The sequence below is a fragment of the Streptacidiphilus sp. EB129 genome, from assembly GCF_041262645.1.
Classification (GTDB): Bacteria; Actinomycetota; Actinomycetes; order Streptomycetales; family Streptomycetaceae; genus Streptacidiphilus.
Map to the genome: position 1 here is coordinate 93220 of NZ_JBGCCS010000025.1, position 25816 is coordinate 119035.

Consider the following 25816-nt stretch of genomic DNA (forward strand, 5'->3'; position numbering starts at 1 on the left):
GACAGGGACATACACAAGGGGACCGCACACCTGTGCGGTCCCCTTGTGGACAACTCCATGGACAGCTCCGTGGGCAGCTCCCCGTGGACGGCTGCCGCTCAGCTGATCCGGGACACCCCTAGCAGCGTGGTCACCAGCACCACGGCCAGCACCGCCACCAGCGTGGCCGCCTGGACCGCGGTGCGGTTCCGGGCCGGCGCGTGCGCCAGGCCGAGGCCGATCAGGGCGCCGGCCGCCAGGCCGCCCACATGGGCCTCCCAGCTGATGTTGGGGATGGTGAAGGTCGCCACCAGGTTGACCGCCACGATCGCCAGGATCGGCCCCAGGGAGAACCCGCGCTTGCGCTGGATCACCACCAGCGCGCCCAGCAGCCCGAAGATCGCCCCGGAGGCCCCCAGCGCCGGCGTGTCCGGTGCCACCACCAGCTGCAGCGCGGAGCCGGCCAGCCCGGAGACCAGGTACAGCCCCAGGAACCGCCAGCGGCCCAGCAACTGCTCCAGCGGCGGACCCAGCACCCACAGCGACCACATGTTCATGGCGATGTGCAGCAGGGCGGTGTGGAAGAACACCGAGGTGATCATCCGGTACCACTGGCCGTCCACGGCCACCCCGGTGCCCCACATGTAGAGGTAGTCCAGGGTCGACGGGGACACCACGTACTGCAGTCCCCAGACCACCAGGTTGATCCCGATCAGGATCTTGGTGACCAGCGCGTGGTCGCCGACCGGGCGACCGCCGAACTCCGTCGTCGCCCGCCGGACCGCGGCGTTCCCGCCGTGCACGCACTCCCGGCACTGGAAGCCCACCGCCGCGTCCACCCGGCACTCGGGGCAGACCGGGCGACCGCAGCGGGTGCAGCCCACCCCGGTCTCCCGCCCGGGGTGGCGGTAGCAGTCGGGGAGGGTGTGCACCGGCGGCTGCTCGGGTGCGCCGGAACCCTGCTGGTCGGACAACATCACTTCCTGCCTTCTGCGCGCTTCGTGCGCCACGGACACGCTCCGGGCCCGGTGCGTGCGCAGGACCAGCCTGCCCCGTACCGGGCCCGGAGAAAAGCACCGGCAGGCCACAGCTGCCCGCCGTCGCGGAGTCCGCTCAGCGGCGCGAGATCTTCACCGACTCGATCACCACGTCCTCGACCGGGCGGTCGTTGAACGGGGTCACCTTGGCACCCGCGATGGCGTCCACGACCTGCCGGCCGGGCAGACCGCTGACCTCGCCGAAGATGGTGTGCTTGCGGTTCAGCCAGGCGGTGGGGGCCACCGTGATGAAGAACTGCGAGCCGTTGGTGCCCGGGCCGGCGTTGGCCATCGCCAGCAGGTAGGGGCGGTCGAAGGCCAGGTCGGGGTGGAACTCGTCGCCGAACTCGTAGCCGGGGCCGCCGGTGCCGGTGCCCAGCGGGTCGCCGCCCTGGATCATGAACCCGGAGATGACCCGGTGGAAGACCGTTCCGTCGTAGAGCCGCTCCTGGGACTTGGCACCCGTCCGCGGGTCGGTCCACTCACGGCCGCCCTCGGCGAGCTCCACGAAGTTCGCCACCGTCTTCGGGGCGTGGTTCGGGAAGAGCTTGACCTCGATGTCCCCGTGGTTGGTCGTGAGAGTGGCAAACAGTTCCTCGGCCACGATGCGCCTTCCTGCTGTGCTGCGTACGTGCGTACCCGGGTACGGCTCTGACGGACGAATCCTCCCATGCCCTGCACAAAGCAGCGCAAAGGAGCAGGATGCGGGGAGAGGGAGTCGTGGTCCACCTGGAGTGGCACCGGCGCGCCTGGGGACGTTCCGGGAGGCATGATCCTTAACTGGGTGGACCGGTCATGAATCGGACGCCATCGAGGAGGAGGTACTGGTGACCCGCATCGACGCAGCTCGCGAGGCTGCCGGCAAGACCCGGGAACAGCTCGCCCCGTACGCCGTGGGGGCACGGGACGCGGCAGCGCACTACACCGACGAGGCGTGGCAGCGGCTGGCACCGCGCATCGAGTCCGCCGTGGAGCAGGCCCGGCACGCGGCACAGAGCACCGTGGACGGGCGTGTCGCGCCGCTCTGGGAGCAGGCCCGCGGCCATGTCCCGCCCGCGGTGGAGGACGCCCTCGACAAGGCGACGGTGCAGACCAGGCGCGCGGCGAAGGCCGCCAGGAAGTCGGCCGGGCAGTCCGCAGCGGCCGCCAGGGCCGCCGCCGCGCAGGCGGCCGTCCAGGCCCGGGAGACGGCCGTCCCGGCGGTCAGCCAGGCCCTGGACGGCGCCGTGCAGGTGACCGCGCAGGCGGCGCACGCCGCCCGCGAGCGCGGCGCGGCGACCCTGCCGGTGCTGCGCGGACAGATCACCCTGGCCGAGGTCGAGGCGCTGGTCGCGGCCAAGCAGGCGCGTACCCGGCGGATGCGCCGCGCCCGGCGGGGCATGGTGCTGCTCGCCCTGGGAGCCGCCGCCGGCGGCGGCCTGGCGGCCTGGAAGTGGTGGCAGAAGCAGAGCAACCCGGACTGGCTGGTGGAACCCCCGTCCAGCGCCCTCCCGCCGCGCTCCACGCCGGCCACGGCGCCGTCCGCCAACGCGCGGCCTGCCGGAGCGTCGTCGACCGGCACGGGCACGACCGGCACGGACGGCGGCTCCGCCGGCCCGGACGACGGCGCCATGCCGCTGGACCCCGAGGTGGAGGAGAAGACCAGGCAGACCGGCACGGCCGGCTCGGGGAACCACCGCCGCAAGGGCACCAGCGGCTCGTCCCAGGCCTGACCGGTCACGCGACGACGGCAGACCCGGTGCCACGACGACGGCCCCACCTGCGCGGAACAGGTGGGGCCGTCGTCGTGGCACCGGTGTTGATGTGACACTGCTGTTGAGTTGTGGAGCCTAGGGGAGTCGAACCCCTGACATCCGCCATGCAAAGACGGCGCTCTACCAACTGAGCTAAGGCCCCTCGGCGGTGCTGGTCAGCACCGCCGCGCACCAGGGTACCGGTTTCCGGACGGAATCCCGACCTGGGTTTCCCCTCGCGTCGGTCCGCCCAGGGCCGGTACGCCCCCGGGCGGCGCCGTGCAGGCCCCGACACCGGCGCAACCCCGGCAGAGGGCCGGGGTTGCGTGCCTCACCGGGCCACGCGAGCGGCCTCGGGTGACGGCTGAGTTCAGCGAGCGCCGACCGGGACCGCGTCCGTCGCCTCGGTCCACAGGTCCTGCTCGGCACGGTCCGCCTGGACCTGGCGGTACACAAAGTACCCACCCAGAGCAGCCAGGACTACCAGGAGAAGCTTCTTCACCGCACGACCTCGTCCTTCTGTGTTTGCCGTCCTTCCGGCCGATGATACACACCTGGCCAGAACCGCAAGTCGTGCTCGGCAGATGGCCCATGACGCCCCGGAGGACGCGGTGAGCCCGCGGGAACCCCGGGGCCGGAACCCCGCACCCGCGCCCCGCAGTCACCGGGGACGGGCCTGCCGGCGTGGACGCCGGGCGTACGGCACGCAGAAACGCCCCGGAAGGAGATCCTTCCGGGGCGTCCGCGCGGGTGGGCCTAACAGGACTTGAACCTGTGGCCTCTTCCTTATCAGGGAAGCGCTCTAACCGTCTGAGCTATAGGCCCTCGCTGCGTTGAAAGATTAGCGCACCGATGGCCGTGCGCCCAAATCCGTATCGTCCGGCAGGTCGCGGAGGTGCGGAAACACCCCCGCGACCCGGCCACGGAACGACCTACTCCTCCTCGGCGAGGGTGAGCTCCACGCCGCCGGTCATGCCCGCGGCGGTGTTGTAGATGAAGGAGCCCAGCGTCGCCAGCGCCGTCAGCAGCACCACGTCGATCACGGCGATCAGCGCCGTGAACGTCAGCACGTTGCCGAACGACAGGTACGACTGCAGATCGAAGCCGCCGGTGGTGGTGTCGGAGCCGGTGGCCTGCTTCAGGGTGCCGCCGACCGAGCTGAAGACGCCTGCGGCGTCCAGCACCATCCACAGCAGCGAGACACCCACGATGGTGACCACGCCGAGGGCGATCGACAGCAGGAAGCTGACCTTCAGCACCGACCACGGGTCGGCCCTGGCCACCCGCAGCCGCGCCCGGCGGGTCCGGCCGGACGCCGGCGCCGCAGGGCCGGAGCGCTGCAGCTTGGCCTTGAGCTGGGCACCCGCCGCCGCGACCGGCGAGGCCGCCGGAGCCGCCGGAGCCGCGGCACCCGGCGCGCCGGCCGCACCCGGCGGAACCCGGGTGCCGCCGGGCGGCGTCGGCTGGCCCTTCTGGTAGGTCGTCGGCGTCGAGTACCCCGACCCGGCCGGCCCGGCCGGAGCCGGACGCGGCCCGGACGCGGTCTGCTGCGCCTGCTGGCCCTGCGCTCCGCCCTGGCGGCGGCGCGGAGCCGCCGGCTGGGCGGCCGCTCCGGAGACCGTGGGCATCATCGAGGTGGTTCCGGCCGCCTCACGGCCGGCCTGCCCGTATCCCGGCGCACGGTCCGCAGCACCGCCCGCGCCTCCCGGGGGCATACCAGGCCCCGGGGTCTGGCGTCCCGCGGCACCGCCGCCGGCACCGCCCGTCGCACCCGTGGGTCCACTCACCCTGGTCCTCCCGCAGTTCCCCACCAGGACCGGTCAGTCCTGGACAGTCGTGGTCTTTCCGTTGTCAGTCGACGCGTTGTTTCTGGTCACACGACAGCCGTCCGGGCCCCGGCAGTAGCCGGAGCCCGTCCGAACCGCAGTGGAACCGGTCCCGATGGATCAGTCGGACGCGCCGCCCGCCTGCTCCTCGCCCCCGTGGTCGACCGACTCGGCCTCCGCCTCGGGGCTCTCGTCCAGGTCGTCGTCACCGGCTCCCTCGGCGTTGCGGGCGATGCCGACCACGGCGTCCCGCTTACCCAGGTTGATCAGTTGGACGCCCATGGTGTCACGACTGGTTTCACGAACCTCGGAAACCCTGGTGCGAATCACGCCGCCGCCGAGGGTGATTGCGAGGATTTCGTCGGTTTCCTCCACAACCAGCGCCCCGACCAGTGTGCCCCGGTCCTCGACGATCTTGGCCGCCTTGATGCCCAGGCCGCCACGGCCCTGAACGCGGTACTCGTCCACCTTGGTGCGCTTGGCGTAACCGCCGTCGGTGGCCGTGAAGACGTACGTGCCGGGCCGGATCACGTTCATCGAGAGCAGTTCGTCGCCCTCACGGAAACTCATACCCTTCACACCCGAGGTGGCCCGGCTCATCGGCCGCAGCGCCTCGTCGGTCGGGGTGAAGCGGATCGCCTGGGCCTTCTTGCTGACCAGCAGCAGGTCGTCCTCGGCCGACACCAGCGCGGCGCCGATCAGCTCGTCGTCCCGGCCTTCCTCGTCGGTGCGCAGGTTGATCGCGATCAGACCACCCGAGCGGGGCGAGTCGTAGTCCTTGAGCGGTGTCTTCTTCACCAGACCCTCGCGCGTGGCCAGGATCAGGTACGGCGCCGCCTCGTACGTGCGCACCGCCATGACCTGCGCGATGTGCTCGCCGGGCTGGAAGGCCAGCAGGTTCGCCACGTGCTGGCCGCGGGCGTCGCGGCCGGCGTCCGGCAGCTCGTAGCCCTTGGCGCGGTAGACCCGGCCCTTGTTGGTGAAGAACAGGATCCAGTTGTGCGTCGTGGTCACGAAGAAGTGGTCGACGATGTCGTCCTGCTTCAGCTGCGCGCCGCGCACCCCCTTGCCGCCGCGCTTCTGCGAGCGGTAGAGGTCGCTGCGGGTGCGCTTGACATAGCCGCCACGGGTGATCGTGACGACGATGTCCTCCTCGGCGATGAGGTCCTCGACGGACATGTCGCCCTCGTACGGGATCAGCGTGCTGCGGCGCTCGTCCCCGTACTTCTCCACGATGATCGCCAGCTCCTCGGCGATGATCGCGCGCTGGCGGTCCGGCGAGGCCAGGATCGCGTTGTACTCGTTGATCTTGGCCATCAGCTCGTCGTACTCGGCCGTGATCTTCTGGTGCTCCAGCGCGGCCAGCCGGCGCAGCTGCATCTCCAGGATCGCGTTCGCCTGGATCTCGTCGATCGCCAGCAGCGCCATCAGGCCCTGCCGCGACTCCTCCACCGTCTGCGAGCGGCGGATCGTCGCGATCACCTCGTCGATCGCGTCCAGGGCCTTGAGCAGACCGCGCAGGATGTGCGCGCGCTCCTCGGCCTTGCGCAGCCGGAAGGTGGTGCGCCGGACGATGACCTCGACCTGGTGGTTGACCCAGTGCCGGATGAAGGCGTCGACCGCCAGCGTCCGCGGCACCCCGTCCACCAGCGCCAGCATGTTGGCGCCGAAGTTGGTCTGCAGGTCGGTGTGCTTGTAGAGGTTGTTCAGCACCACCTTGGCGACCGCGTCCCGCTTCAGCACCACCACCAGGCGCTGACCGGTCCGGGACGAGGACTCGTCGCGGACGTCGGCGATGCCGCCGACCCGGCCGTCCTTGACCAGGTCCGCGATCTTCAGCGCCAGGTTGTCCGGGTTGACCTGGTACGGCAGCTCGGTGATCACCAGGCACTGGCGGCCCTGGATCTCCTCGACCTCGACCACGGCGCGCATGGTGATCGAGCCCCGGCCGGTGCGGTAGGCGTCCTCGATGCCGCGCCGGCCCACGATGAGCGCGCCGGTCGGGAAGTCCGGGCCCTTGATCCGCTCGATCATCGCCTCGAGCAGTTCCTCGTGCGAGGCGGTGGGGTTGTTCAGGTACCACAGCGCGCCCGAGGCGACCTCGCGCAGGTTGTGCGGCGGGATGTTGGTCGCCATCCCGACCGCGATCCCGGTGGAGCCGTTGACCAGCAGGTTCGGGAAGCGGGCCGGGAGTACGTCGGGCTCCTGCGAGCGGCCGTCGTAGTTCGCGGAGAAGTCGACGGTCTCCTCGTCGATGTCCCGCATCATCTCCATGGCCAGCGGCATCATCTTGCACTCGGTGTAGCGCATGGCCGCAGCCGGGTCGTTGCCCGGCGAGCCGAAGTTGCCGTTGCCGTCGACCAGCGGCATCCGCATCGACCAGGGCTGCGCCAGTCGCACCACGGTGTCGTAGATCGAGGTGTCGCCGTGCGGGTGGTAGTTGCCCATCACGTCGCCGACGACGCGGGCGCACTTGTAGTAGCCCTTCTCGGGCCGGTAGCCGCCGTCGTACATCGCGTACAGCACCCGGCGGTGCACCGGCTTGAGGCCGTCGCGGACCTCGGGCAGGGCCCGGCTCACGATGACGCTCATCGCGTAGTCGAGGTAGGAGCGCTGCATCTCGCTCTCGAGCTCGACCTGCTCGATCCGGAGCGCCGCCGCGGACTCGTCCGGGCCGGGCTCGGTGCCGTCGGGACCGGTGGGGTTGTCGTCGTCGACCACTGCTGGTCTGTTCCTCTCGTGCGTGCTGCCAGGGACGTCGGTGCGACCTGCCGGGTCGTCAGACATCCAGGAAGCGGACGTCCTTGGCGTTGCGCTGGATGAAGGAGCGGCGGGCCTCGACGTCCTCGCCCATCAGGATGGAGAACAGGTCGTCCGCGCGGGCGGCGTCCTCCAGGGTGACCTGGCCCAGGATCCGGTGGTCCCGGTCCATGGTGGTGATCCGGAGCTCTTCGGCGTTCATCTCACCAAGACCCTTGAAGCGCTGGATCGCGTCGTCCTTGGGGAGCTTGCGCCCGGCCTCACGGCCGGCCTGGATCGCCGCGTCCCGCTCGGGGTCGGAGTAGACGTACTCGACGTCGTCCCGGCCCCACTTGATCTTGTACAGCGGCGGACGGGCCAGGTACACGTGGCCGCCCTCGATCAGCGGTCGCATGAAACGGAACAGCAGGGTGAGCAGCAGGGTGTTGATGTGGTGGCCGTCGACGTCGGCGTCGGCCATCAGCACGATCTTGTGATAACGCAGCTTGGAGGCGTCGAAGTCGTCGTGCACCCCGGTACCGAAGGCCGAGATCAGCGCCTGCACCTCGGTGTTCTGCAGGACCTTGTCGATCCTGGCCTTCTCCACGTTGAGGATCTTGCCGCGGATCGGCAGGATCGCCTGCACCCGCGGGTCGCGGCCCTGCTTGGCGGAGCCGCCGGCCGAGTCACCCTCGACGATGAAGATCTCGCACTCGGAGGGGTCCTTGCTCTGGCAGTCCGAGAGCTTGCCGGGCAGCGAGGCGGTCTCCAGCAGGCCCTTGCGCCGGGTCAGGTCGCGCACCTTGCGCGCGGCGACCCGGGCCGTGGCGGCGGTGATGGACTTGCGGATGATGTCCGCCGCCTCCACCGGGTTGCGGTCCAGCCAGTCGTTGAGGTGCTCGTGCACCACCTTCTGCACGAAGGTCTTGGCCTCGGTGTTGCCCAGCTTGGTCTTCGTCTGGCCCTCGAACTGCGGCTCGCCCAGCTTGACGCTGATGATCGCGGTCAGGCCCTCGCGGATGTCCTCACCGGTGAGGTTCTCGTCCTTCTCGCGGAGCAGCTTCTTCTCACGGGCGTAGCGGTTGATCAGACCGGTCAGCGCCGCGCGGAAGCCCTCCTCGTGGGTACCGCCCTCGTGCGTGTGGATGGTGTTGGCGAAGGAGTACACCCCCTCGCTGTACGCCGTGTTCCACTGCATCGCGACCTCGGCCGAGATCGTCCGGCTCTTGTCCTCGGCCTCGAAGCCGATCACGGTGGGGTGGATCACGTCTCCCTTGCGGGAGTTGAGGTACTTCACGAAGTCGGAGATGCCGCCCTCGTAGTGGTACTTCACGGCGATCGGGTTGCCGTCGTCGTCGACGTGGTCGAGGCGCTCGTCGGTCAGGCCGATGGTCAGGCCCTTGTTCAGGAACGCCATCTCCTGGAAGCGCCGCGACAGCGTCTCGAAGGAGTACTCGGTGGTCTCGAAGATGTCGCCGTCGGCCCAGAAGGTGACGGTGGTACCGGTCTCCTCGGTCTCCTCGTGGCGCTCCAGCTCGGCCGTCGGGGCGCCCAGCTTGTAGTCCTGGGTCCAGCGGTAGCCGTCCTTGCGGATCTCCACGGCGAGACGCTGCGACAACGCGTTCACCACGGACACGCCGACGCCGTGCAGGCCGCCGGAGACGGAGTAGCCGCCGCCGCCGAACTTGCCGCCGGCGTGCAGCACGGTGAGCACGACCTCGACGGCCCGCTTGCCCTGCCCGGGGACGATGTCCACCGGGATGCCGCGGCCGTTGTCGGTCACCCGCACCGCGCCGTCCGGCAGGATGGAGACGGCGATGGTGTCCGCGTGGCCGGCCAGGGCCTCGTCCACCGCGTTGTCGACGACCTCGTACACCAGGTGGTGCAGCCCGCGCTCGCCGGTGGAGCCGATGTACATGCCGGGGCGCTTGCGGACCGCGTCCAGGCCCTCCAGCACGGTGATCGCGCTGCCGTCGTAGGAGGAGTTGTTCTCCGAGAGCGAGCCGCTCACCGGCACGGGGTCACCCCCGGCCACGTCGCCGGGCGTGACACCAGGCGCGGCCGCGGCGGACAGGAGGTTCTCGGAGGTCTGGCTGGGGTCGCCGGAATCGGCCACGAAGCGCCCTTTCTGGCACAGCTCGGGCCTACTCCGTACCCCGTGGGTGGGACCGGAGCGGCCGCGGTACTCGACTCAGTCACTGCTTGGGTCACTGCTAGGTAACCGCTGCGTCACCGCAAGCGGCGGTTTCACGGTCCAGTCTACCGGTAGGAGTGACACTCATGGGCCTTTGGCGGCCCCTGGCTTCCCCCGTGCCGCACGAAATCCGGGTCGGATGTGTCCCACCACCCGCACGGGGGGCGACGCGGGCTCACGTGGGTGCTCAGCCGATCTGCCGGGTCACCCGACGGTGATCCCTCGGTCACCCCCAGGTGTCTCCGGGACCACGGCTCCCCGGAGCACGCAACCGCCCGTACGAACGCGCGGGCCCCGCCGGTCCCTGAACCCTGATCAACTTCACGGTGCCGTGCCCGAGTTCCTGGTTCAGCCGGCCCACCAGCTGCGGCGCCATCAGCCGGATCTGGGTGGCCCAGGCGGTGGAACTGCAGCGCACCGTCAGCACCCGCTCCTCCTCCGCGTAGTGCTCCGGCTCGCAGTGCGCGGCCAGGTCCCGGCCCACGATCTGCGGCCAGCGGCCCATCACCCCGCCGACCGCCGCCGGCGCCTCCCAGCCGCGCTCGGCCACCAGCCGGCTGATCGCCGCACCCAGCGGCTGCGGATCGCGGCCGTCCGCACGCGCCCCGGAGCGCAGCCCGTTCCTGCGGGCCTCCTTCTTCTGCCGCACGCTGTCGCCGCGCAGCCTGGCCTGCTCCTTCGCGTTCCGCAGCGCCACCCGGGCCAGGTCGACACCGGACAGCTCCGGCTCCGCCTCGGCAGCCGCCGTCGCCGGTCGCACGGATTCGTTGGATTCGCTCACAGCCGCCTCGCTCTCCCCAGCCTGGGTCTGCAAGCCTACGAGGCCCCACCGACATCGGCGGCCTCCAGCAGTCACCCGAGTGCTCACCCGCCCGGGATCTCACCGGGATCCCCCGGTCAGCCGACCCGGTCCACCTCGCCGCCGGCGACCGCGAAGCGGACCCCGGTCAGCGCGTCCGGCACGTCCTCCGGAACGGCCGCGGTGACCAGCACCTGCTCGCCGCCGGCGACCAGCTCCGCCAGCCGGCGCCGGCGGTGGGCGTCCAGCTCGGCGAAGACGTCGTCCAGGATCAGCACCGGCTCGCCGCCGTCCGCGCGCAGCAGCTCGTACGACGCCAGCCGCAGCGCCAGCGCGAACGACCAGCACTCGCCGTGGCTCGCGTAGCCCTTGGCGGGCAGCTCGCCCAGCCGCAGGCCGAGCTCGTCCCGGTGTGGGCCGACCAGGGTGACCCCGCGCTCCATCTCCTGCTGACGGGCCGCGCCCAGCGCGCCCAGCAGCGCCGCGTACAGCGGATCACGGCCGCCGCCCAGCGGCACGCCCTCGCCCATCGAGCTGCGGTACTCAAGGAAGGTCGGCCCGCCGCCCGGGGCCAGTTCCTCGTAGGCGGCCCGGACCAGCGGCTGCAGTGCTGCCACCAGGTCGATCCGGCAGGCCAGCAGTTCCGCGCCGGCCCTGGCCAGGTGGTCGTCCCAGACGTCGAGGGTGGACAGCTCGACCCGGCCCTTCGCCCGGCGCGCCATCGCCGCGGTCCTCAGCAGCGCGTTGCGCTGCTTCAGCACCCGCTCGTAGTCCTGGCGCACTCCCGCGAGCCGGGGCGCCCGGGCGACCAGCAGCTCGTCCAGGAACCGGCGCCGGTCCCCCGGATCGCCCTTCACCAGCGCCAGGTCCTCGGGGGCGAACAGCACGGTGCGCAGCAGTCCCAGCACATCGCGGGGGCGGACGTTGTCGGAGCGGTTGATCCGGGCCCGGTTGGCCCTGCCGGGGTTCAGCTCCAGCTCGATCAGGGTCGGCCGCTGGTCGCGGACCACGCTGGCGCGGATCACCGCGCGCTCGGCCCCGAGGCGGACCAGCGGGGCGTCACCGGAGACCCGGTGGCTGGCGAGGGTGGCCACATAGCCGATCGCCTCGACCAGGTTGGTCTTCCCCTGGCCGTTGGGGCCGGTGAACGCGGTCACGCCCGGGCCGAGGGGAACCTCGGCCCGGGCGTAGGAACGGAAGTCGGCCAGCGACAGATGCGCGACGTGCATGCCCTGGACTCGTCAGCCTTCTTCTCGTCAGTTGTCGTCGGTGTCTTGTCAGCGAGTACCACCGGTCGGCAGCACCGCTGTCGGCGCGCCCGTCGTACCGGACGGGGGCGAGCCTACTTGGACTCGACCGCGTGGCCGCCGAACTGGTTGCGCAGCGCGGCGATCATCTTCATCTGCGGGGAGTCGTCCTGACGCGAGGCGAAGCGGGCGAACAGGCTGGCCGTGATCGCGGGCAGCGGCACCGCGTGGTCGATGGCCGCCTCGACGGTCCAGCGGCCCTCGCCGGAGTCCTGGGCGAAGCCCTTCAGCTTGCTCAGGTGCTCGTCGTCGTCCAGCGCGTTGACCGCCAGGTCCAGCAGCCAGGAACGGATCACCGTGCCCTCCTGCCAGCTGCGGAAGACCTCTCGCACGTCGGTGACCGAGTCCACGGCCTCCAGCAGCTCCCAGCCCTCGGCGTAGGCCTGCATCATGGCGTACTCGATGCCGTTGTGGACCATCTTGGCGAAGTGGCCCGCGCCGACCTTGCCGGCGTGCACCGAACCGAAGTCGCCCTCCGGCTTGAGCGCGTCGAAGATCGGCTGCACCTTGGCGATGTCCCCGGCCTCACCGCCGTACATCAGCGCGTAGCCGTTCTGCAGGCCCCAGACGCCGCCGGAGACGCCGCAGTCGACAAACCCGATGCCCTTGGCGCTGAGCTCCGCCGCGTGCTTCTCGTCGTCCGTCCAGCGGGAGTTGCCGCCGTCGACGACCACGTCGCCGGGCTCCAGCAGCTCGGCGAGCTCGTCCACGGTGGCCTGGGTGGGCGCGCCGGCCGGGACCATCACCCACACCACGCGCGGCGCCGGAAGCGCCGCGACCAGGTCCTTGAGGCTCGACACATCCGCCAGTTCGGGGTTGAAGTCGTAACCGACCACGGTGTGGCCCGCGCGGCGGATGCGCTCGCGCATGTTGCCGCCCATCTTGCCGAGACCGATGAGTCCGAGCTCCATCAGAAGTCCTTCGTGTCGAGGTGACTGCTTCCAGCGCGCGGCCCCCTTGCCGCCATGCAGAACCCTACGCCCGATGCCGCGACGGCACCGGGCGCGGGATCCATCCGCGTGAGCTGCCCGGAAAGGACGCTGCGACTACGTCAGCTGTGACGTCAGCCGGACAACCGCACCGGCATACTCCAACCAATTTCAGCCGGACAACCGCACCGGCATGATGAGGTACTTGTACGCGTCGTCAGCCTCGGCGTCGACCGCGTGCTTGCCGCTGAGCAGCGCCGGCTTGGTCGAGGTGGTGAAGCTGAGCTGGGCCACCGCCGAGTCGATCGCGGACAGGCCGTCCAGCAGGTAGGCGGGGTTGAAGGCGATCGAGATGTCGTCGCCCTCCAGAACCGCGTCCACCCGCTCGGTCGCCTGGGCGTCGTCGCCCGAACCGGCCTCCAGCGAGAGCACGCCCTGCTCGAAGTTCAGCCGCACCGGGGTGTTCCGCTCGGCGACCAGGGACACGCGCTTGACCGCGTCCACGAACGGCTGGGTCTCAATGGTGGCAACCGAGTTGAACTCGGTCGGGAACAGTGCCCGGAACTTCGGGAACTCGCCCTCCAGCAGCCGGGTGGTGGTGCGCCGCCCCGCCCCCTCGAAGCCGATCAGGCCCTCGCCCCGGCCGCTGCCGGCCAGCGCGATGCTGACCACGTCGCCGGCGCTCAGCGAGCGGGCGGTGTCCAGCAGTGTCTTGGCCGGCACCAGGGCGACCGCCGAGAGGCCCGGCTGCTCCGGCTTCCAGAGCAGCTCGCGGACCGCGAACCGGTAGCGGTCGGTGGCGGCCAGGGTGACCCGGTCCCCCTCGATCTCGACCCGCACACCGGTGAGCACCGGCAGCGTGTCGTCGCGTCCGGCGGCCACCGCGACCTGGGCGACCGCGGCCGCGAACGCCTCGCCCGGGATCACCCCGGAGACGGTGGGCATCTGCGGCAACGCGGGGTACTCCTCCACAGGGAGGGTGGGGAGTGTGAATCGCGAACTGCCGCAGACCAGGACCACCCGCACCCCGTCGGTGGAGATCTCCACAGGCCTGTTGGGAAGGGACTTGGCGATGTCGGCCAGCATCCGGCCGGACACCAGCACCGTGCCCGGCTCGTCGACGTCCGCCTCGGTCTCGACCCGCGCCGAGACCTCGTAGTCGAATCCGGACAGGCTCAGCTTGCCCTCGTCGGCCGCCAGCAGCAGTCCGGCCAGCACCGGCACCGGAGGCCTGGCCGGGAGGCTGCGCGCGGCCCAGGCCACGGCCTCCGCGAGGACGTCACGCTCGACCCGGAACTTCACCGGTAACCGCCTCCTGTGTGCTGCGTCTGTCTCGCTGCGTCTGTTTGAGTCTGGCCTCGGGATGGGGAGCATCCCTCTGGTTGCCGAGGAACAGTCTGACGCACTCCACCGACAGTCGAGGCAGATGGGGCCGAAGAGGCCTCGAACCCGTGTCGGGTTGCGCTCATCCACAGATCAGGCACCCACCTGCTTTTCGATCATCCCCGAGCTCTATACGTGGGGTAGTAGTAGTAGGGGTTGTGGATACCGTGGATAACCCCATTACGGCCTGGTCAGGCCCACTTTTTTATCCACATCGACTGTGGGTGGCACCGGTGGAAAAACTACCCCTGCTGTGGACGTGAACCCCTTCCCCCACAGGGCAGTTGAGTTGTCCCCAGGTTATCCCCAGCATCGTCCCCAGATTTTCCCCTGGTTCTCCCCAGCCCCTCGGACAACATCGTGTGACGGCTTTCACTCGTGCCGGTGAAATGCTGATTGATGTTGCCGAACTGTGGACGTCGCTGTGGAGAACCTGGGGAAAAGTGCCCTGCTCCTGGGGATGGCGGGTGGATAACCCGGAAGGGGTAGTGGGTCGCCCCAAGTTCTCCACAGCCTGTGGAGAACTTCTGCCCACAAGCCCACAGGGGGGTGACCTGGGCAGACCCCTCCATGATGGCCGAAGCTGTGGAGGGATTCTGGATAACTCCGCTCTCCCCAGGGTGTGGACGGGAAAATCCACTGCCACCTGTGGAACAGCGCTCCGGCAGCCCTCGCTGTTCGAAAAAACAGGGGCACCAGGACAGATGTCCTGGTGCCCCTGGGGCCGACGGCGGTGCCGGCGTCAGCTCTTGATGCGGTTGGTCAGCTCGGTCACCTGGTTGTAGATGGACCGGCGCTCGGCCATCATCGTGCGGATCTTCCGGTCCGCGTGCATCACCGTGGTGTGGTCCCGGCCGCCGAACTGTGCCCCGATCTTGGGCAGCGACAGGTCGGTCAGCTCCCGGCACAGGTACATGGCGATCTGCCGGGCGGTCACCAGCACCCTGCTGCGCGAGGAGCCGCACAGGTCGTCGACGCTGAGTCCGAAGTACGCGGCGGTCTGCTGCATGATGACCGTCGCGGTGATCTCCGGTCCTGCTTCCTCGCCGCCCGGGATCAGGTCCTTGAGTACGATCTCTGCCAACTGCAGGTCCACCGGCGCCCGGTTGAGGCTGGCGAAGGCGGTCACCCGGATCAGCGCGCCCTCCAACTCGCGGATGTTGCGCGAGATCCGGGACGCGATGAACTCCAACACCTCCGGCGGGGCGTTGAGTTGCTCCTGGATGGCCTTCTTGCGCAGGATCGCGATCCGGGTCTCCAGCTCGGGCGGCTGGACGTCCGTGGTCAGGCCCCACTCGAAGCGGTTGCGGAGCCGGTCCTCCAGGGTGACCAGCTGCCTGGGCGGCCGGTCGGAGGAGATCACGATCTGCTTGTTGGCGTTGTGCAGGGTGTTGAAGGTGTGGAAGAACTCCTCCTGCGTCGACTCCTTGTTCTGCAGGAACTGGATGTCGTCGACCAGCAGGATGTCCATGTCCCGGTAGCGGGAGCGGAAGCCGTCGCCCTTGTCGTCGCGGATCGAGTTGATGAACTCGTTGGTGAACTCCTCGGAGCTCACGTAGCGGACCCGGGTGCCGGGATAGAGGCTGCGGGCGTAGTGCCCGATGGCATGCAGCAGGTGGGTCTTGCCCAGGCCCGACTCGCCGTAGATGAACAGCGGGTTGTACGCCTTGGCGGGCGCCTCGGCGACGGCCACGGCCGCTGCGTGCGCGAACCGGTTGCTGGAACCGATGACGAAGGTCTCGAAGAGGTACTTGGGGTTCAGCCGTGCGGCCGGCTCGTCCTTGCGCGGCAGCCCCGACCCGGCCGAACCGCCACCGGGACGCGTCACCGGGCCCGGCGCGTCACCCCCGGGCAACTGCTGCTGGTGGTCCGGAAGCGAGCCGTCCGGGCGGATCGCGGGCAGGTGGTCGCCGCTCTCCCCGCCCTCACCGGGGTAGGGCAGGTCGATCCGGCGCTCGGAGCCGTCCTCCTGCCGGGGCACCGGCCGGAACGCCTCTTCGGACGGGCGCTGCTCCCAGGGCCGCGGCTGCTGGGGGGCGGGCGCGGCCGGGGGCCACTCGTCCTCGGGATCGCGGTCGCGAGGCGACCGCCCGGGGAAGGAACCGGAGTAGCCGGCGCCGGGCCCGGTCGAGGGGACACCGCCGTAGTAGTCGCCGCGCTCCTGACCGTACTGGCCGGGACGCTGGTCCCGCGGATCGCGCTGGTCCCTGGGGTCCCGCTGGTCCCTCGGGTCGTAGCCGCCGTAGCCGGGGGCGTAGTCGCGACGCTGCTGCTCGTACGGGTAATCGGACGGCTGGTGCTGTTGCGGCTGGTGCGACTGTGGCTGATGTGACTGCGGCTGGGTCTCACGGGGCACCGGCGGGGCGAGCGGCGCGGCGTTCGCGTCCACGATCACCGCGATGCGCATCGGGCGGCCGTACTCGCGGCTCAGCAGCTCGGTGATGGCCGGCAGCAGCCGGCCCTCCAGGACGCTCTTGGCGTAGTCGTTGGTGGTGGCCAGCAGCGCGGTGTCGTGCATCAGCCCCATCGGCTGGGTGCGCAGCAGCCACTGGGCGTCCTTGGACTCGACGCCCTGGTCGTTGCCCAGTCGCTCGACGACCCGCGCCCAGACGGTCGCAAGGTCGCTGTTCGCATCAGCCACTGTGCACGCTTTCTCGTTCCACCAAGGGCAGGTGGTGGGGGGTCTGGAGTGGGGAGGGGACCTGAGAGTCTGCCAACGGTAGTCAGCGCGGGGGCCTGCGTTCAAGTTCTTGTCCACAGGGTGTGTACAGCAGTGTCGCAGACCGGAGCGTCAAGCCCGTGGTGCGGCGGCGCGAGGTGATCGGTTTGACCCGTCGGTCGCTCTCCGCGTACCGTAACGAGGTCGAGTTGTCGATGGCCGCTGCCGCATGCCCGCGGAATATCCGCACACCACGGCGCGCAGCTACGGGCGTCGTGGATCACCGTACATAACGGTTATGGGGATCGCGCGGACGCACGGTGACGGCCAAGCGACGCCCCGCCACCCTTCGATTGATCCTGGAGTCCCCCCGTGAGCAAGCGCACCTTCCAGCCGAACAACCGCCGTCGCGCGAAGACGCATGGCTTCCGCCTGCGTATGCGCACCCGTGCCGGCCGTGCGATCCTCGCGGCTCGCCGCGAAAAGGGCCGCGCTCGCCTGTCCGCCTGATCCATCAGGTCATGTTGTGCTGCCTTCCGAACATCGGCTGAGGCGGCGCCAGGACTTCGCGACCGCGGTGCGGCGGGGCCGCCGCGCCGGACGTCCCCTCCTGGTCGTGCACCTCAGCCTCAACGAGGACGAGGGCGCCACGACCAGGGGGTCGTACGGCGAGGGTGACCCCGTGGCAGTCACGGGATTGTCGTCAACGGACCCGCACAGCGCCGGGGACTCACTGTCCCCGGTGCGTGCGGGTTTTGTCGTCAGCAAGGCCGTCGGACCCGCTGTGGTCCGTAACCGTGTGAAGCGGCGGCTGCGCCATCTGGTAGCCGCACGTCTGGCCGTCCTGCCCCCAGGTAGCCTGATAGTGGTACGCGCGCTGCCCCCTGCCGGGACAGCGGACTACGCGGACCTGGAACGCGATCTCGACTCCGCGCTGCGGAAGCTCGCCGCCCCCCGGGGCGGTCGGCCCCGCGGCGGCGCCGCATCCTCGCCGACGGGAGCAGGGCAGTGACGTACCTGCTGGTACTTGTCATCGGCCTGGCCGTGCTGCTGGCGGGCAAATACCTGCTGATGGGACTGATCCGGGTCTACCAGTGGACGATCAGTCCACTGCTGGGACCGGTCTGCCGTTACCACCCCTCGTGCTCGCACTACGGGTACGAGGCGGTACGGGTCCACGGTGCCGCCAAGGGCACAGTCCTCACAGCGTGGCGGATCCTGCGGTGCAACCCGTGGAGCGCCGGCGGAGTCGACTACGTTCCGGCTCGTAAGCGGCCTGTCTGGCATCAGTCAGTGCGCCGTCTCCTGTCCCGAGGATCCGAGAACTTGGGACCCCACACCACGAGTCAGCCTCCTGGCCCGACTCACTCGACCAAAGCCCAAGGAGCATGACCGTGGGGTTTCTTGACCCGATCCTCGGCCCGCTGTACACCGCTGTCTCATGGATCATCGCCCAGTTCCACTCGCTCTACAGCCACGTCTTCCCCTCGACCAGCGGATGGGCCTGGGGTCTGGCGATCGTCTCGCTGGTGATCCTCGTCCGGGCCTGCATGATCCCGTTGACGATCAAGCAGACCAAGTCGATGCGGGCGATGCAGGCGCTGCAGCCCCGGCTGAAGGTCATCCAGGAGCGTTACAAGGGCGACCGCCAGAAGATCTCCGAAGAGAGCATGAAGCTCTACAAGGAGGCCGGGGCCAACCCGGCGTCGAGCTGCCTGCCGCTGCTGGTGCAGTCGCCGTTCTTCATGTCGCTGTACGGCGTGCTGAGGGATGTCGCGCAGAACAAGCCGGTCGGTGTGCTCAAGGGTTCGCTGCTCCACAGCGCCTTTCACACCCACATCTTCGGTGCGCCGCTGTCGGCGACGTTCGTGAACTCCTCCATCACCAATGTCAAGGTCGTGACCGCGGTCATGATCCTGGTGATGTGCTTCACGCAGTTCCTCACCACGCGCCAGCTGATGACGAAGAACGTCGACCTCTCGGTCAAGACGCCGTACATGCAGCAGCAGAAGATGATGATGTACGTCTTCCCGGTGCTGTACATCTTCTTCGGTATCAACATGCCGGTCGGTGTGCTGATCTACATGGTCACCAGCAACCTCTGGACGCTGGGCCAGCAGCTCGTGATCATCCGGCAGAACCCGACCCCCGGCTCCGTCGCCCACAAGCAGCGCATCGAGCGGCTCAAGGCGGCCGGCAAGCTGAACGCCGACGGTACCCCGGTCAAGGCGGGCCTGGCCTCGCTGGTGAAGGGTGCCGCCCCGGTCGAGGAGGAGCCGCAGGACGCCGCTCCGGTGAAGCGCCAGCAGCCGAAGCGCCAGAGCAAGTCGCAGCGGCAGAGCGGTGGCACGGGCGGCGCCGGGGCCGCGGGCACCGCCCCGGCGGATGCGGTGGTGCGCACGGCCGAGGCTGCCACTGCCGATGCCAAGACTCTGGACCCGGCGACCGCCGGTGCGGCCAAGAAGTCGGGCTCCGGCCAGACCGCGGCACGCGGACGAGCCAAGACCTCCGGCAGCACCCCGCCGGCGCAGGGCGGCGGCCAGCAGAAGCGCGGCAACCAGCCGGGCAAGCGCAGCACGCAGCCTGCGGGCCGGCAGCAGCAGCCGAAGAAGAAGTCCTAGCCGTCGGCCGGTACCCCCGCACCTCTCGCCTGACCTACCCACCACAGAATGCAAAAGGAGCCCATCCGTGACGGAAGGCACCGTGACGCCCGTCGAGAACGGCGAGTCGAAGAGCGATCTGCTCGGCCAGCTGGAGCAGGAAGGCGAGATCGCGGCGGACTACCTGGAGGCGCTGCTCGACATCGCGGACCTGGACGGTGACATCGACATGGATGTGGAGGGCGACCGCGCCTCTGTGTCGATCATCGGTGAGGGTCCCGGTGCGGACCGGTCGCTGCAGCGTCTGGTGGGCCAGGATGGTGAGGTGCTGGAGGCGCTCCAGGAGCTGACTCGCCTGGCCGTGCACCGCGAGACCGGTGAGCGGAGCAGGCTGATGCTGGACATTGCCGGGTTCCGCGCACGCAAGCGTGCCGAGCTGGCGGAGCTGGGGGCCGAGGCGGCCAAGGAGGCCAAGGAGGGTGGCGTCCCGGTGAAGCTCCGTCCGATGACGCCCTTCGAGCGCAAGGTCGTGCATGACGCGGTAGCGGCGGCCGGGCTGCGCAGCGAGTCGGAGGGCGAGGAGCCGCAGCGGCGCGTCGTCGTCCTTCCTGCCTGATCGCTTCCTGCGTGAACGGAGCACTGAGGAGAGGGTGAACGATGGCGGAAGCAGAATCGGCGGCTGAGGAGTTCTCCCAGGAACTCCCTGCGGCACCGGAAGCGGCCCGGAGGATCTTCGGAGACCGCTTCGATCAGGCGGTCCGCTACGCCGAACTGCTGGCCGACGCAGGCGTCAAGCGTGGGCTGATCGGCCCGCGAGAGGTGCCGCGCTTGTGGGACCGGCACGTGCTCAACTGCGCGGTGCTGGGTGAGCTGCTCCGGCCCGGGGTGACCCTCTGTGATGTCGGGTCCGGGGCGGGGCTGCCGGGGATCCCGGTGGCGCTGGCCCGTCCCGATGTGCAGATCACCCTGCTGGAGCCGCTGCTTCGCCGGACCAACTTCCTGGAGGAGGTCGTCCGGGAGCTGGAGCTGGACAATGTGCGAGTGCTGCGCGGCCGGGCCGAGGAGATGGTCGGCACCCTGTCCGTCGATGTGGTGACGGCGCGAGCGGTCGCTCCGCTGGACCGCCTGGCGGGCTGGGGACTGCCGCTGCTGCGGCCCTACGGCGAGATGCTGGCACTGAAGGGCGACTCGGCGGCCCAGGAGCTGGTCGACCACCAGGCGGCCCTGGTACGGCTGGGGGCGCAGGACTGGTCGGTGGGGACGGCCGGCGAGGGTGTCGTGGAGACTCCGACTCACGTGGTCCGGGTCACGGTGGGCGAGAGTCCAGGCGGCGTTAAGGCCGCGACGCGACGAGCCCGAGCGGCGCGTGCCGGACGGGCGGGGGCCGCTGCCGCGCGCGGAACCTCGTCCAAGCGCCGCCGCTAGGCAGCAAGTCAGAAGGCGGTAGGCGAGAAGGCAGTAGTCAGAGCCACACCACTGAGGGCTGGTGTTTCACGTTTCACGTGAAACACCAGCCCTCAGTGGTGTGGTGGCCTGGTCGGCACTGGATCTCTCTCCTGCCTTCACCGGAGTGTCGAAACGTCAGATTTCCAGCAAAACGGGCATCGTGTTTCACGTGAAACGTCGCTCTCTGCTTCCGGGAATTCTGAGCCGCAGCCGCGGGGCCGCACAGCTCAGTCGTCGTTCGAGTGAAGATCCGGCCCGTCGGGGTCCAGAAGAACCACAACAGCCACCTCGTGTCAGTCGGTTGCGCGATGATTTCAGCGTCAGCCAGGACAGAGAGGGGGGCGAACCCTTGCCTAGCGAGATTCAGGTGCCCAGCGAAATCCAGGTGCCCAACGGACTTCATCCAGTCGGTGACCCCTTGCCGGGCCCTCGTGGCCGGAGCCATGGATCGGGGGTCACCCCCCAGGCGCGGGTCGCCCATGAAACACTGGCGCCCATGCAGGACTCTGAGGCCACCCCGCTGATCGACGACACACCCATCGGACGTGCCGCACAGGCAGCGGTCGAGGCGATGGGACGCACTGGGGAAGCACTTCCCCGGCCCGCCACCACCAGGGTGATGGTGGTGGCCAACCAGAAAGGCGGCGTGGGCAAGACGACCACCACGGTCAACCTTGCCGCCTCGCTGGCCCTGCATGGAGCCCGCGTACTGGTGATCGACCTGGACCCTCAGGGGAACGCCTCCACGGCGTTGGGAATCGACCATCACGCCGAGGTTCCTTCCATCTACGACGTACTGGTCGAGGGCAAGCCACTGGCCGATGTGGTGCAGCCCGTGATCGACGTGGAAGGTCTGTTCTGCTGCCCCGCGACCATCGACCTCGCCGGCGCAGAGATCGAACTGGTCTCGCTGGTGGCTCGGGAGAGCCGACTGCAGCGGGCGATCGAGGCCTATGAGCAGCCGCTGGACTACGTGCTGATCGACTGTCCGCCGTCGCTGGGACTGCTCACCGTCAACGCCATGGTCGCCGGGCGCGAGGTGCTGATCCCGATCCAGTGCGAGTACTACGCACTGGAGGGATTGGGTCAGCTGCTGCGCAATGTGGACCTGGTACGAGCGCACCTCAATCCGCATCTGCATGTGTCGACGATCCTGCTGACGATGTACGACGCGCGCACTCGCCTCGCCTCGCAGGTTGCCGAGGAGGTCCGCACCCATTTCCAGGAGGAGGTGCTCAAGACCAGCATCCCCCGCTCGGTCCGGGTGTCGGAGGCTCCCAGCTATGGGCAGACCGTGTTGACCTACGACCCTGGGTCGACGGGCGCGCTCTCCTACCTGGAGGCCGCGCGCGAGATCGCGCTGCGCGGTGCCGAAGCAGATCGCGCCGCAGCGGGAACCCCCTTCGTGGCACACCCGGTCCACCCCGGGGTGTACCAGCAGCACCCTCGGAGGATGGCCCAGCCGGAGCCCGCCGGGTATGAGGCAGCCGGTCTGGAACAGACAGCCAGTCCCGTCCAGGCAGCGGGTGCAGAGCAAGCAGTGGGTCAGCACGCAGTAGGGCACAGCGCAATGGAGGGGAACCGGTGAGCGAGCGTCGCAGGGGTCTGGGCAAGGGTCTGGGAGCACTCATTCCGGCCGCGGCAGGGCCGGACACCAGGGCTGCCGCCCCCGTCAACGGTGGTGCGGTCTCCCCCTCGGAGATCCCCTCGCTGGGGTCGGGGCGTGGCATCGCGGCGGTGAAGGTCGCCGGCTTGGCTGAACGTCAGGACTACTCCGCAGCCGGTGCCGTAGGCACCCTGGAGCGGTCGAGCGACAGCGGTGTTTCACGTGAAACGGCGAACGGCCCCGAGCTCCAGCCGGTGGACGGAGCCTACTTCGCTGAGATCCCGATCGATGCGATCACGCCCAACCCCCGTCAGCCGCGTGACTATTTCGAGCAGGAAGCACTCGAAGAGCTGGTGCATTCCATCAAGGAGGTGGGCCTGCTCCAGCCGGTCGTGGTGCGGCAGATCTCCCCGGACCGCTATGAGCTGATCATGGGGGAGCGCCGTTGGCGTGCCTCCCGCGAGGCGGGCCTGGAGACGATCCCGGCCATCGTCCGTGCGACCGAGGACGAGAAGCTGCTTCTGGATGCGCTGCTGGAGAACCTGCATCGCGCGCAGCTCAATCCCCTTGAAGAGGCTGCAGCGTATGAGCAGCTCCTGCGGGACTTCGCGTGCACCCAGGACCAGCTGGCGGACCGCATCGGGCGTTCCCGCCCTCAGGTGGCGAATACCCTGCGCCTGCTCCGTCTGCCCCCGGCGGTTCAGCGACGGGTGGCGGCCGGCTCCATCTCGGCCGGGCACGCCCGAGCGCTGCTCGGTCTGGACAGCGCCGAGGAGCAGGATCGGCTGGCCGAGCGGATCAACGCCGAGGGACTGTCGGTGCGCACGGTCGAAGAGATCGTTCAGTTGGCCCGGATGGAGCAGGGGCCGGATCGGAAGCCCCGGGCACCTCGGGCCGGCAAGCGCGTGTCGCCTGCCCTGGCCAGTCTGGCGAGCCGACTTTCGGACCGCTTCGACACCCGGGTGAAGGTCGAGTTGGGCAAGGACCGCGGGAAGATCGTCGTGGAGTACGCCTCGATGGAGGATCTCGACCGCATCCTCGCGCTGTTCGCGCCGGGAGAGGGCCAGGTGCTCAAGCAGGGCCGCGCTGACGCGGAGGACTGACGCCGCAGGCTGGCGGATGCCGGTCTGACGGATGCCGAGATGACAGAGCCATAGCGAAGGGCCCCTGTTTCACGTGAAACAGGGGCCCTTCGCCATCTGCGGATCCGGGATTAGCATGCGCGCAGGAGCACAGCGGCCGGCCATACCTGGAGGGGCCATGCGCGTGCGGAGCTGGACGGTGCTGGTGATTGCGGGCCTGGGAGTGGGTGGGCTCGGGGGTTTCCTCGGCGGACTGATCCATGATTGTTCCCGTCGGAATGCTGAGCTGCCGCTGAGCGGCTTATCGTGGAGCAAGGACACCGAAGTGACGACCGCTGAGGTCAAGTCCACTGAGAAGATGATCGCCGAGAAGATGACCGCTGAGAGCAGAGGTTCGGTGCATGGGACGCAGGCTCGTACCGCTGACTCTCGACTCGCTCACTGATCTTCCGCTGCCCTGCCGTTCGTGTGTCTTCTGGGAGCTCGACCCGGTCAGTGGCGAGGCGGCGATCAAGGACGGCCAGCCGGAGCTGGAGAAGGAGTCCTGGATCTCGGGGGTGCTGCTGGAGTGGGGCTCCTGCGGCCGGATCGCCTATGTCGACGACGTGCCGGTGGGCTATGTGCTCTACGCCCCGCCCGCCTATGTCCCCCGGTCGTTGGCCTTTCCGACCAGCCCGGTGTCGCCGGACGCGGTCCAGCTGATGACAGGGCGGGTGCTGCCGGGTTTCCAGGGGCAGGGCATTGGCCGGATGCTGGTGCAGGCCGTCGCCAAGGATCTGGTGCGGCGTGGGGTCAAGGCCGTAGAGGCGTTCGGCGACGCGCGCTGGACGGAGCCCGGTTGCGTGCTACCGGCGGACCATCTCCTCGCTGTGGGCTTCAAGACGGTCCGGCCACACCCACGCTATCCGCGACTCCGGCTGGAGGTGCGATCGGCGATCTCCTGGAAGGGCGAGATGGAGGTCGCGCTGGAGCGGCTGCTGGGCGCCGTGCAGAAGGAGCCGTCACTCCGCCCGCTGTGAGCACCCCTCGGGCCCGGGCTCAGGTGAGGACGGGCCCGGGCGGCGGACGGGCCTCAGGAGAGGATGGCGGGCAGGTGCAGGACGCCCGTGGGGGCGTCGTCCTCCGGCGGGAGGTAGAGCCGCTGCACGGCGACGGCAATGGCTTCCACGACCTGGGCCCGCAGCTGTACGGAGGCGAGTCGGCCGGCATCCTCGGGGTTGGTCAGATAGCCGAGTTCGAGCCGGACTGCAGCCATGCGGGTGGAGCGCAGCAGCGTCCAGGTACGGGCATGGCTGCGGTTGTCGCCGAGTCCACAGCGGGCGACCAACTCGCGCTGCAGCAGCCCGGCGAACTGCTTTCCGGTGTGCGACCAGCGGTTGCGGCTCTCGTCGCCGTAGTAGTAGGTCGAGACGCCTGAGGCATGCGGGTTGGTGTGGCCGTCGAGGTGGAGCGAGAGCATCAGGTTCGCCGTGGTGTCGTTGGCGAACCGGGCTCGTTCGGCCTCGTCTCCCCCGCTGGTGGCCCCTCGGGTGACATAGGTCCGCACTCCCAGGGCCGTCAGTCGGCTCTCCAGGCGCATGGCGATGTCTCCGACGATGGCGGCCTCGGTGAGGCCGTGGGCGACGACACCAGGGTCCTTACCGCCGTGCCCGGGGTCGATCACGATCACCTTGCCGGGGAGAGCCGGGCCGGAGTGCCGCAGCATCTCGGTCTCCCGCATCACATGCGGGGCACCGCCCACCACCGTGCGGGACAGGCGCTCCAGTACCGAGTAGGTGCTGGGGCCGAGGACGCCGTCGGGGTGGAGGCCCATGTCGCGTTGGAACTCACCGAGGGCCCGTGCGGTGGCAGATCCGAAGATCCCGTCGACGCGTCCTGGTGTGAAGCCCATGTCGAGCAGCCGCTGCTGAAGCTGTGCGACGTCGTCGCCGACCAGGAGGCTGCTGGCGATATGGCTCAGGACCCGGTCTCCCAGCCGCCAGCGGGCTTCATTGAGGTGGCGGTAGGTCTCCGGCCCGACGATTCCGTCAGCGGTGAGTCCGCGCTGCTGCTGGAAGTGGCGGACGGCTGCGTCGACGTCCGCGTCGAAGTGGGCGGCGTCGTTCTGACCGGCTATGTGGTCGGCGGCCATCTGCTGGGCGGCTATGTGCACTGCCGGGAGCAGCCCCAGAAGACTGAGCTTGAAGCGGATCTCGGCAACAGCGGGACCGCTGGTGCCGTAGCGCCAGAGCGGGGCGTGGGTCGGATGCTGCTGGGTCATGATCTGAGGGTCCCCTCCTCCGCATGGACTGGCATGATCGTACGCGCCGTTTCACGTGAAACATGGCCGGTGTCGCACAAAACGTCTGAGCACGCGGATCGTGTGCAACGAGCAAGACGCCGGGGCGGGCGCGCGGGGGGGGGGGCGCCCCCGCGGGGGGGGGGGGGACCAAGGACCGACGGGGACCGGCCGCCGAGGGGTGGGGCGGGGGGGGCGGGCCCCCCGGGCCCCGGGGCT

21 protein-coding genes, 2 tRNA genes and 1 pseudogene are annotated in these 25816 nt (G+C 69.6%); 10 read left to right on the plus strand and 14 right to left on the minus strand.

Annotated elements, in window-relative coordinates; translation table 11 throughout:
• Nucleotides 1-98: 98 nt before the first annotated feature.
• Nucleotides 99-956 (minus strand): rhomboid family intramembrane serine protease, encoded by an 858-nt coding sequence (locus ABH925_RS26640; RefSeq protein WP_370151573.1) that lies wholly within the window; start codon nucleotides 954-956, stop codon nucleotides 99-101.
• A gap of 136 nt (nucleotides 957-1092) precedes the next feature.
• A complete protein-coding gene (locus tag ABH925_RS26645) occupies nucleotides 1093-1620 on the minus strand; it encodes a peptidylprolyl isomerase (RefSeq protein WP_370151574.1) in 528 nt (175 codons plus the stop codon).
• A gap of 223 nt (nucleotides 1621-1843) precedes the next feature.
• Between ABH925_RS26645 and ABH925_RS26650 the strand changes: the two genes are divergently transcribed.
• Complete coding sequence (locus tag ABH925_RS26650; protein WP_370151575.1) at nucleotides 1844-2728, plus strand: DUF5324 family protein; 885 nt, start codon at nucleotides 1844-1846, stop codon at nucleotides 2726-2728.
• Between the two features lie 111 nt (nucleotides 2729-2839).
• Here ABH925_RS26650 and ABH925_RS26655 read toward each other — a convergent pair.
• From ABH925_RS26655 to dnaA, 11 genes are all read right to left on the minus strand, one after another.
• Nucleotides 2840-2912, minus strand: a tRNA-Ala gene (locus ABH925_RS26655).
• 207 nt (nucleotides 2913-3119) lie between these two features.
• On the minus strand, nucleotides 3120-3251 hold the full coding sequence (locus ABH925_RS26660; RefSeq protein WP_221201912.1) for a DLW-39 family protein: 132 nt from the start codon (nucleotides 3249-3251) through the stop codon (nucleotides 3120-3122).
• 249 nt (nucleotides 3252-3500) lie between these two features.
• Nucleotides 3501-3574, minus strand: a tRNA-Ile gene (locus tag ABH925_RS26665).
• A gap of 107 nt (nucleotides 3575-3681) precedes the next feature.
• On the minus strand, nucleotides 3682-4464 hold the full coding sequence (locus tag ABH925_RS26670) for a DUF3566 domain-containing protein (RefSeq protein ID WP_370151578.1): 783 nt from the start codon (nucleotides 4462-4464) through the stop codon (nucleotides 3682-3684).
• A 231-nt stretch (nucleotides 4465-4695) separates the two neighbouring features.
• Nucleotides 4696-7221, minus strand: coding sequence for a DNA gyrase subunit A (gyrA, locus tag ABH925_RS26675; protein ID WP_370151607.1), 2526 nt, complete (start codon nucleotides 7219-7221; stop codon nucleotides 4696-4698).
• A gap of 133 nt (nucleotides 7222-7354) precedes the next feature.
• Nucleotides 7355-9349: a DNA topoisomerase (ATP-hydrolyzing) subunit B gene (gene gyrB / locus ABH925_RS26680; protein WP_370151609.1), complete on the minus strand. Its 1995-nt coding sequence runs from the start codon at nucleotides 9347-9349 to the stop codon at nucleotides 7355-7357.
• Between the two features lie 385 nt (nucleotides 9350-9734).
• Nucleotides 9735-10289 (minus strand): DUF721 domain-containing protein, encoded by a 555-nt coding sequence (locus ABH925_RS26685; protein ID WP_370151580.1) that lies wholly within the window; start codon nucleotides 10287-10289, stop codon nucleotides 9735-9737.
• 116 nt (nucleotides 10290-10405) lie between these two features.
• Entirely contained in the window at nucleotides 10406-11536 is a 1131-nt protein-coding gene (gene recF / locus ABH925_RS26690) for a DNA replication/repair protein RecF (protein ID WP_370151582.1), read from the minus strand.
• 113 nt (nucleotides 11537-11649) lie between these two features.
• On the minus strand, nucleotides 11650-12525 hold the full coding sequence (gnd, locus tag ABH925_RS26695; RefSeq protein WP_370151583.1) for a phosphogluconate dehydrogenase (NAD(+)-dependent, decarboxylating): 876 nt from the start codon (nucleotides 12523-12525) through the stop codon (nucleotides 11650-11652).
• Nucleotides 12526-12714: 189 nt separating this feature from the next.
• On the minus strand, nucleotides 12715-13845 hold the full coding sequence (gene dnaN, locus ABH925_RS26700; protein ID WP_370151585.1) for a DNA polymerase III subunit beta: 1131 nt from the start codon (nucleotides 13843-13845) through the stop codon (nucleotides 12715-12717).
• An 823-nt stretch (nucleotides 13846-14668) separates the two neighbouring features.
• Complete coding sequence (gene dnaA / locus ABH925_RS26705) at nucleotides 14669-16567, minus strand: chromosomal replication initiator protein DnaA (protein WP_370151587.1); 1899 nt, start codon at nucleotides 16565-16567, stop codon at nucleotides 14669-14671.
• Nucleotides 16568-16957: 390 nt separating this feature from the next.
• Here dnaA and rpmH point away from each other — a divergent pair, with 390 nt between their 5' ends.
• The 9 genes and pseudogenes from rpmH to ABH925_RS26750 all read left to right on the plus strand — a co-directional run bounded on the left by rpmH (nucleotide 16958) and on the right by ABH925_RS26750 (nucleotide 24338).
• Nucleotides 16958-17095, plus strand: coding sequence for a 50S ribosomal protein L34 (gene rpmH / locus ABH925_RS26710; protein WP_034089364.1), 138 nt, complete (start codon nucleotides 16958-16960; stop codon nucleotides 17093-17095).
• 16 nt (nucleotides 17096-17111) lie between these two features.
• A complete protein-coding gene (gene rnpA, locus ABH925_RS26715) occupies nucleotides 17112-17597 on the plus strand; it encodes a ribonuclease P protein component (protein WP_370151589.1) in 486 nt (161 codons plus the stop codon).
• Nucleotides 17598-17656: 59 nt separating this feature from the next.
• Entirely contained in the window at nucleotides 17657-17977 is a 321-nt protein-coding gene (yidD, locus tag ABH925_RS26720; RefSeq protein ID WP_370151611.1) for a membrane protein insertion efficiency factor YidD, read from the plus strand.
• On the plus strand, nucleotides 17974-19206 hold the full coding sequence (gene yidC / locus ABH925_RS26725; RefSeq protein ID WP_370151591.1) for a membrane protein insertase YidC: 1233 nt from the start codon (nucleotides 17974-17976) through the stop codon (nucleotides 19204-19206). The genes yidD and yidC overlap by 4 nt, the downstream gene beginning before the upstream one ends.
• A gap of 67 nt (nucleotides 19207-19273) precedes the next feature.
• The gene (locus ABH925_RS26730; protein WP_370151593.1) at nucleotides 19274-19801 is read left to right on the plus strand and encodes a protein jag; all 528 of its coding nucleotides are present in this window, start codon (nucleotides 19274-19276) and stop codon (nucleotides 19799-19801) included.
• Nucleotides 19802-19842: 41 nt separating this feature from the next.
• Nucleotides 19843-20610 carry a 16S rRNA (guanine(527)-N(7))-methyltransferase RsmG gene (gene rsmG, locus ABH925_RS26735; protein WP_370151595.1) on the plus strand — a complete coding sequence of 256 codons (768 nt, stop codon included), beginning with the start codon at nucleotides 19843-19845 and terminating at the stop codon, nucleotides 20608-20610.
• A 400-nt stretch (nucleotides 20611-21010) separates the two neighbouring features.
• Nucleotides 21011-22000, plus strand: a pseudogene (locus ABH925_RS26740) (ParA family protein); the annotation flags it as partial.
• Between the two features lie 215 nt (nucleotides 22001-22215).
• A complete protein-coding gene (locus tag ABH925_RS26745) occupies nucleotides 22216-23340 on the plus strand; it encodes a ParB/RepB/Spo0J family partition protein (protein WP_370151597.1) in 1125 nt (374 codons plus the stop codon).
• Nucleotides 23341-23720: 380 nt separating this feature from the next.
• On the plus strand, nucleotides 23721-24338 hold the full coding sequence (locus ABH925_RS26750; protein ID WP_370151599.1) for a GNAT family N-acetyltransferase: 618 nt from the start codon (nucleotides 23721-23723) through the stop codon (nucleotides 24336-24338).
• Between the two features lie 53 nt (nucleotides 24339-24391).
• On the opposite strand, the gene ABH925_RS26755 is transcribed toward ABH925_RS26750, so the two are convergent.
• Nucleotides 24392-25579: an N-acetylmuramoyl-L-alanine amidase gene (locus tag ABH925_RS26755; RefSeq protein WP_370151600.1), complete on the minus strand. Its 1188-nt coding sequence runs from the start codon at nucleotides 25577-25579 to the stop codon at nucleotides 24392-24394.
• Nucleotides 25580-25816 lie beyond the last annotated feature (237 nt).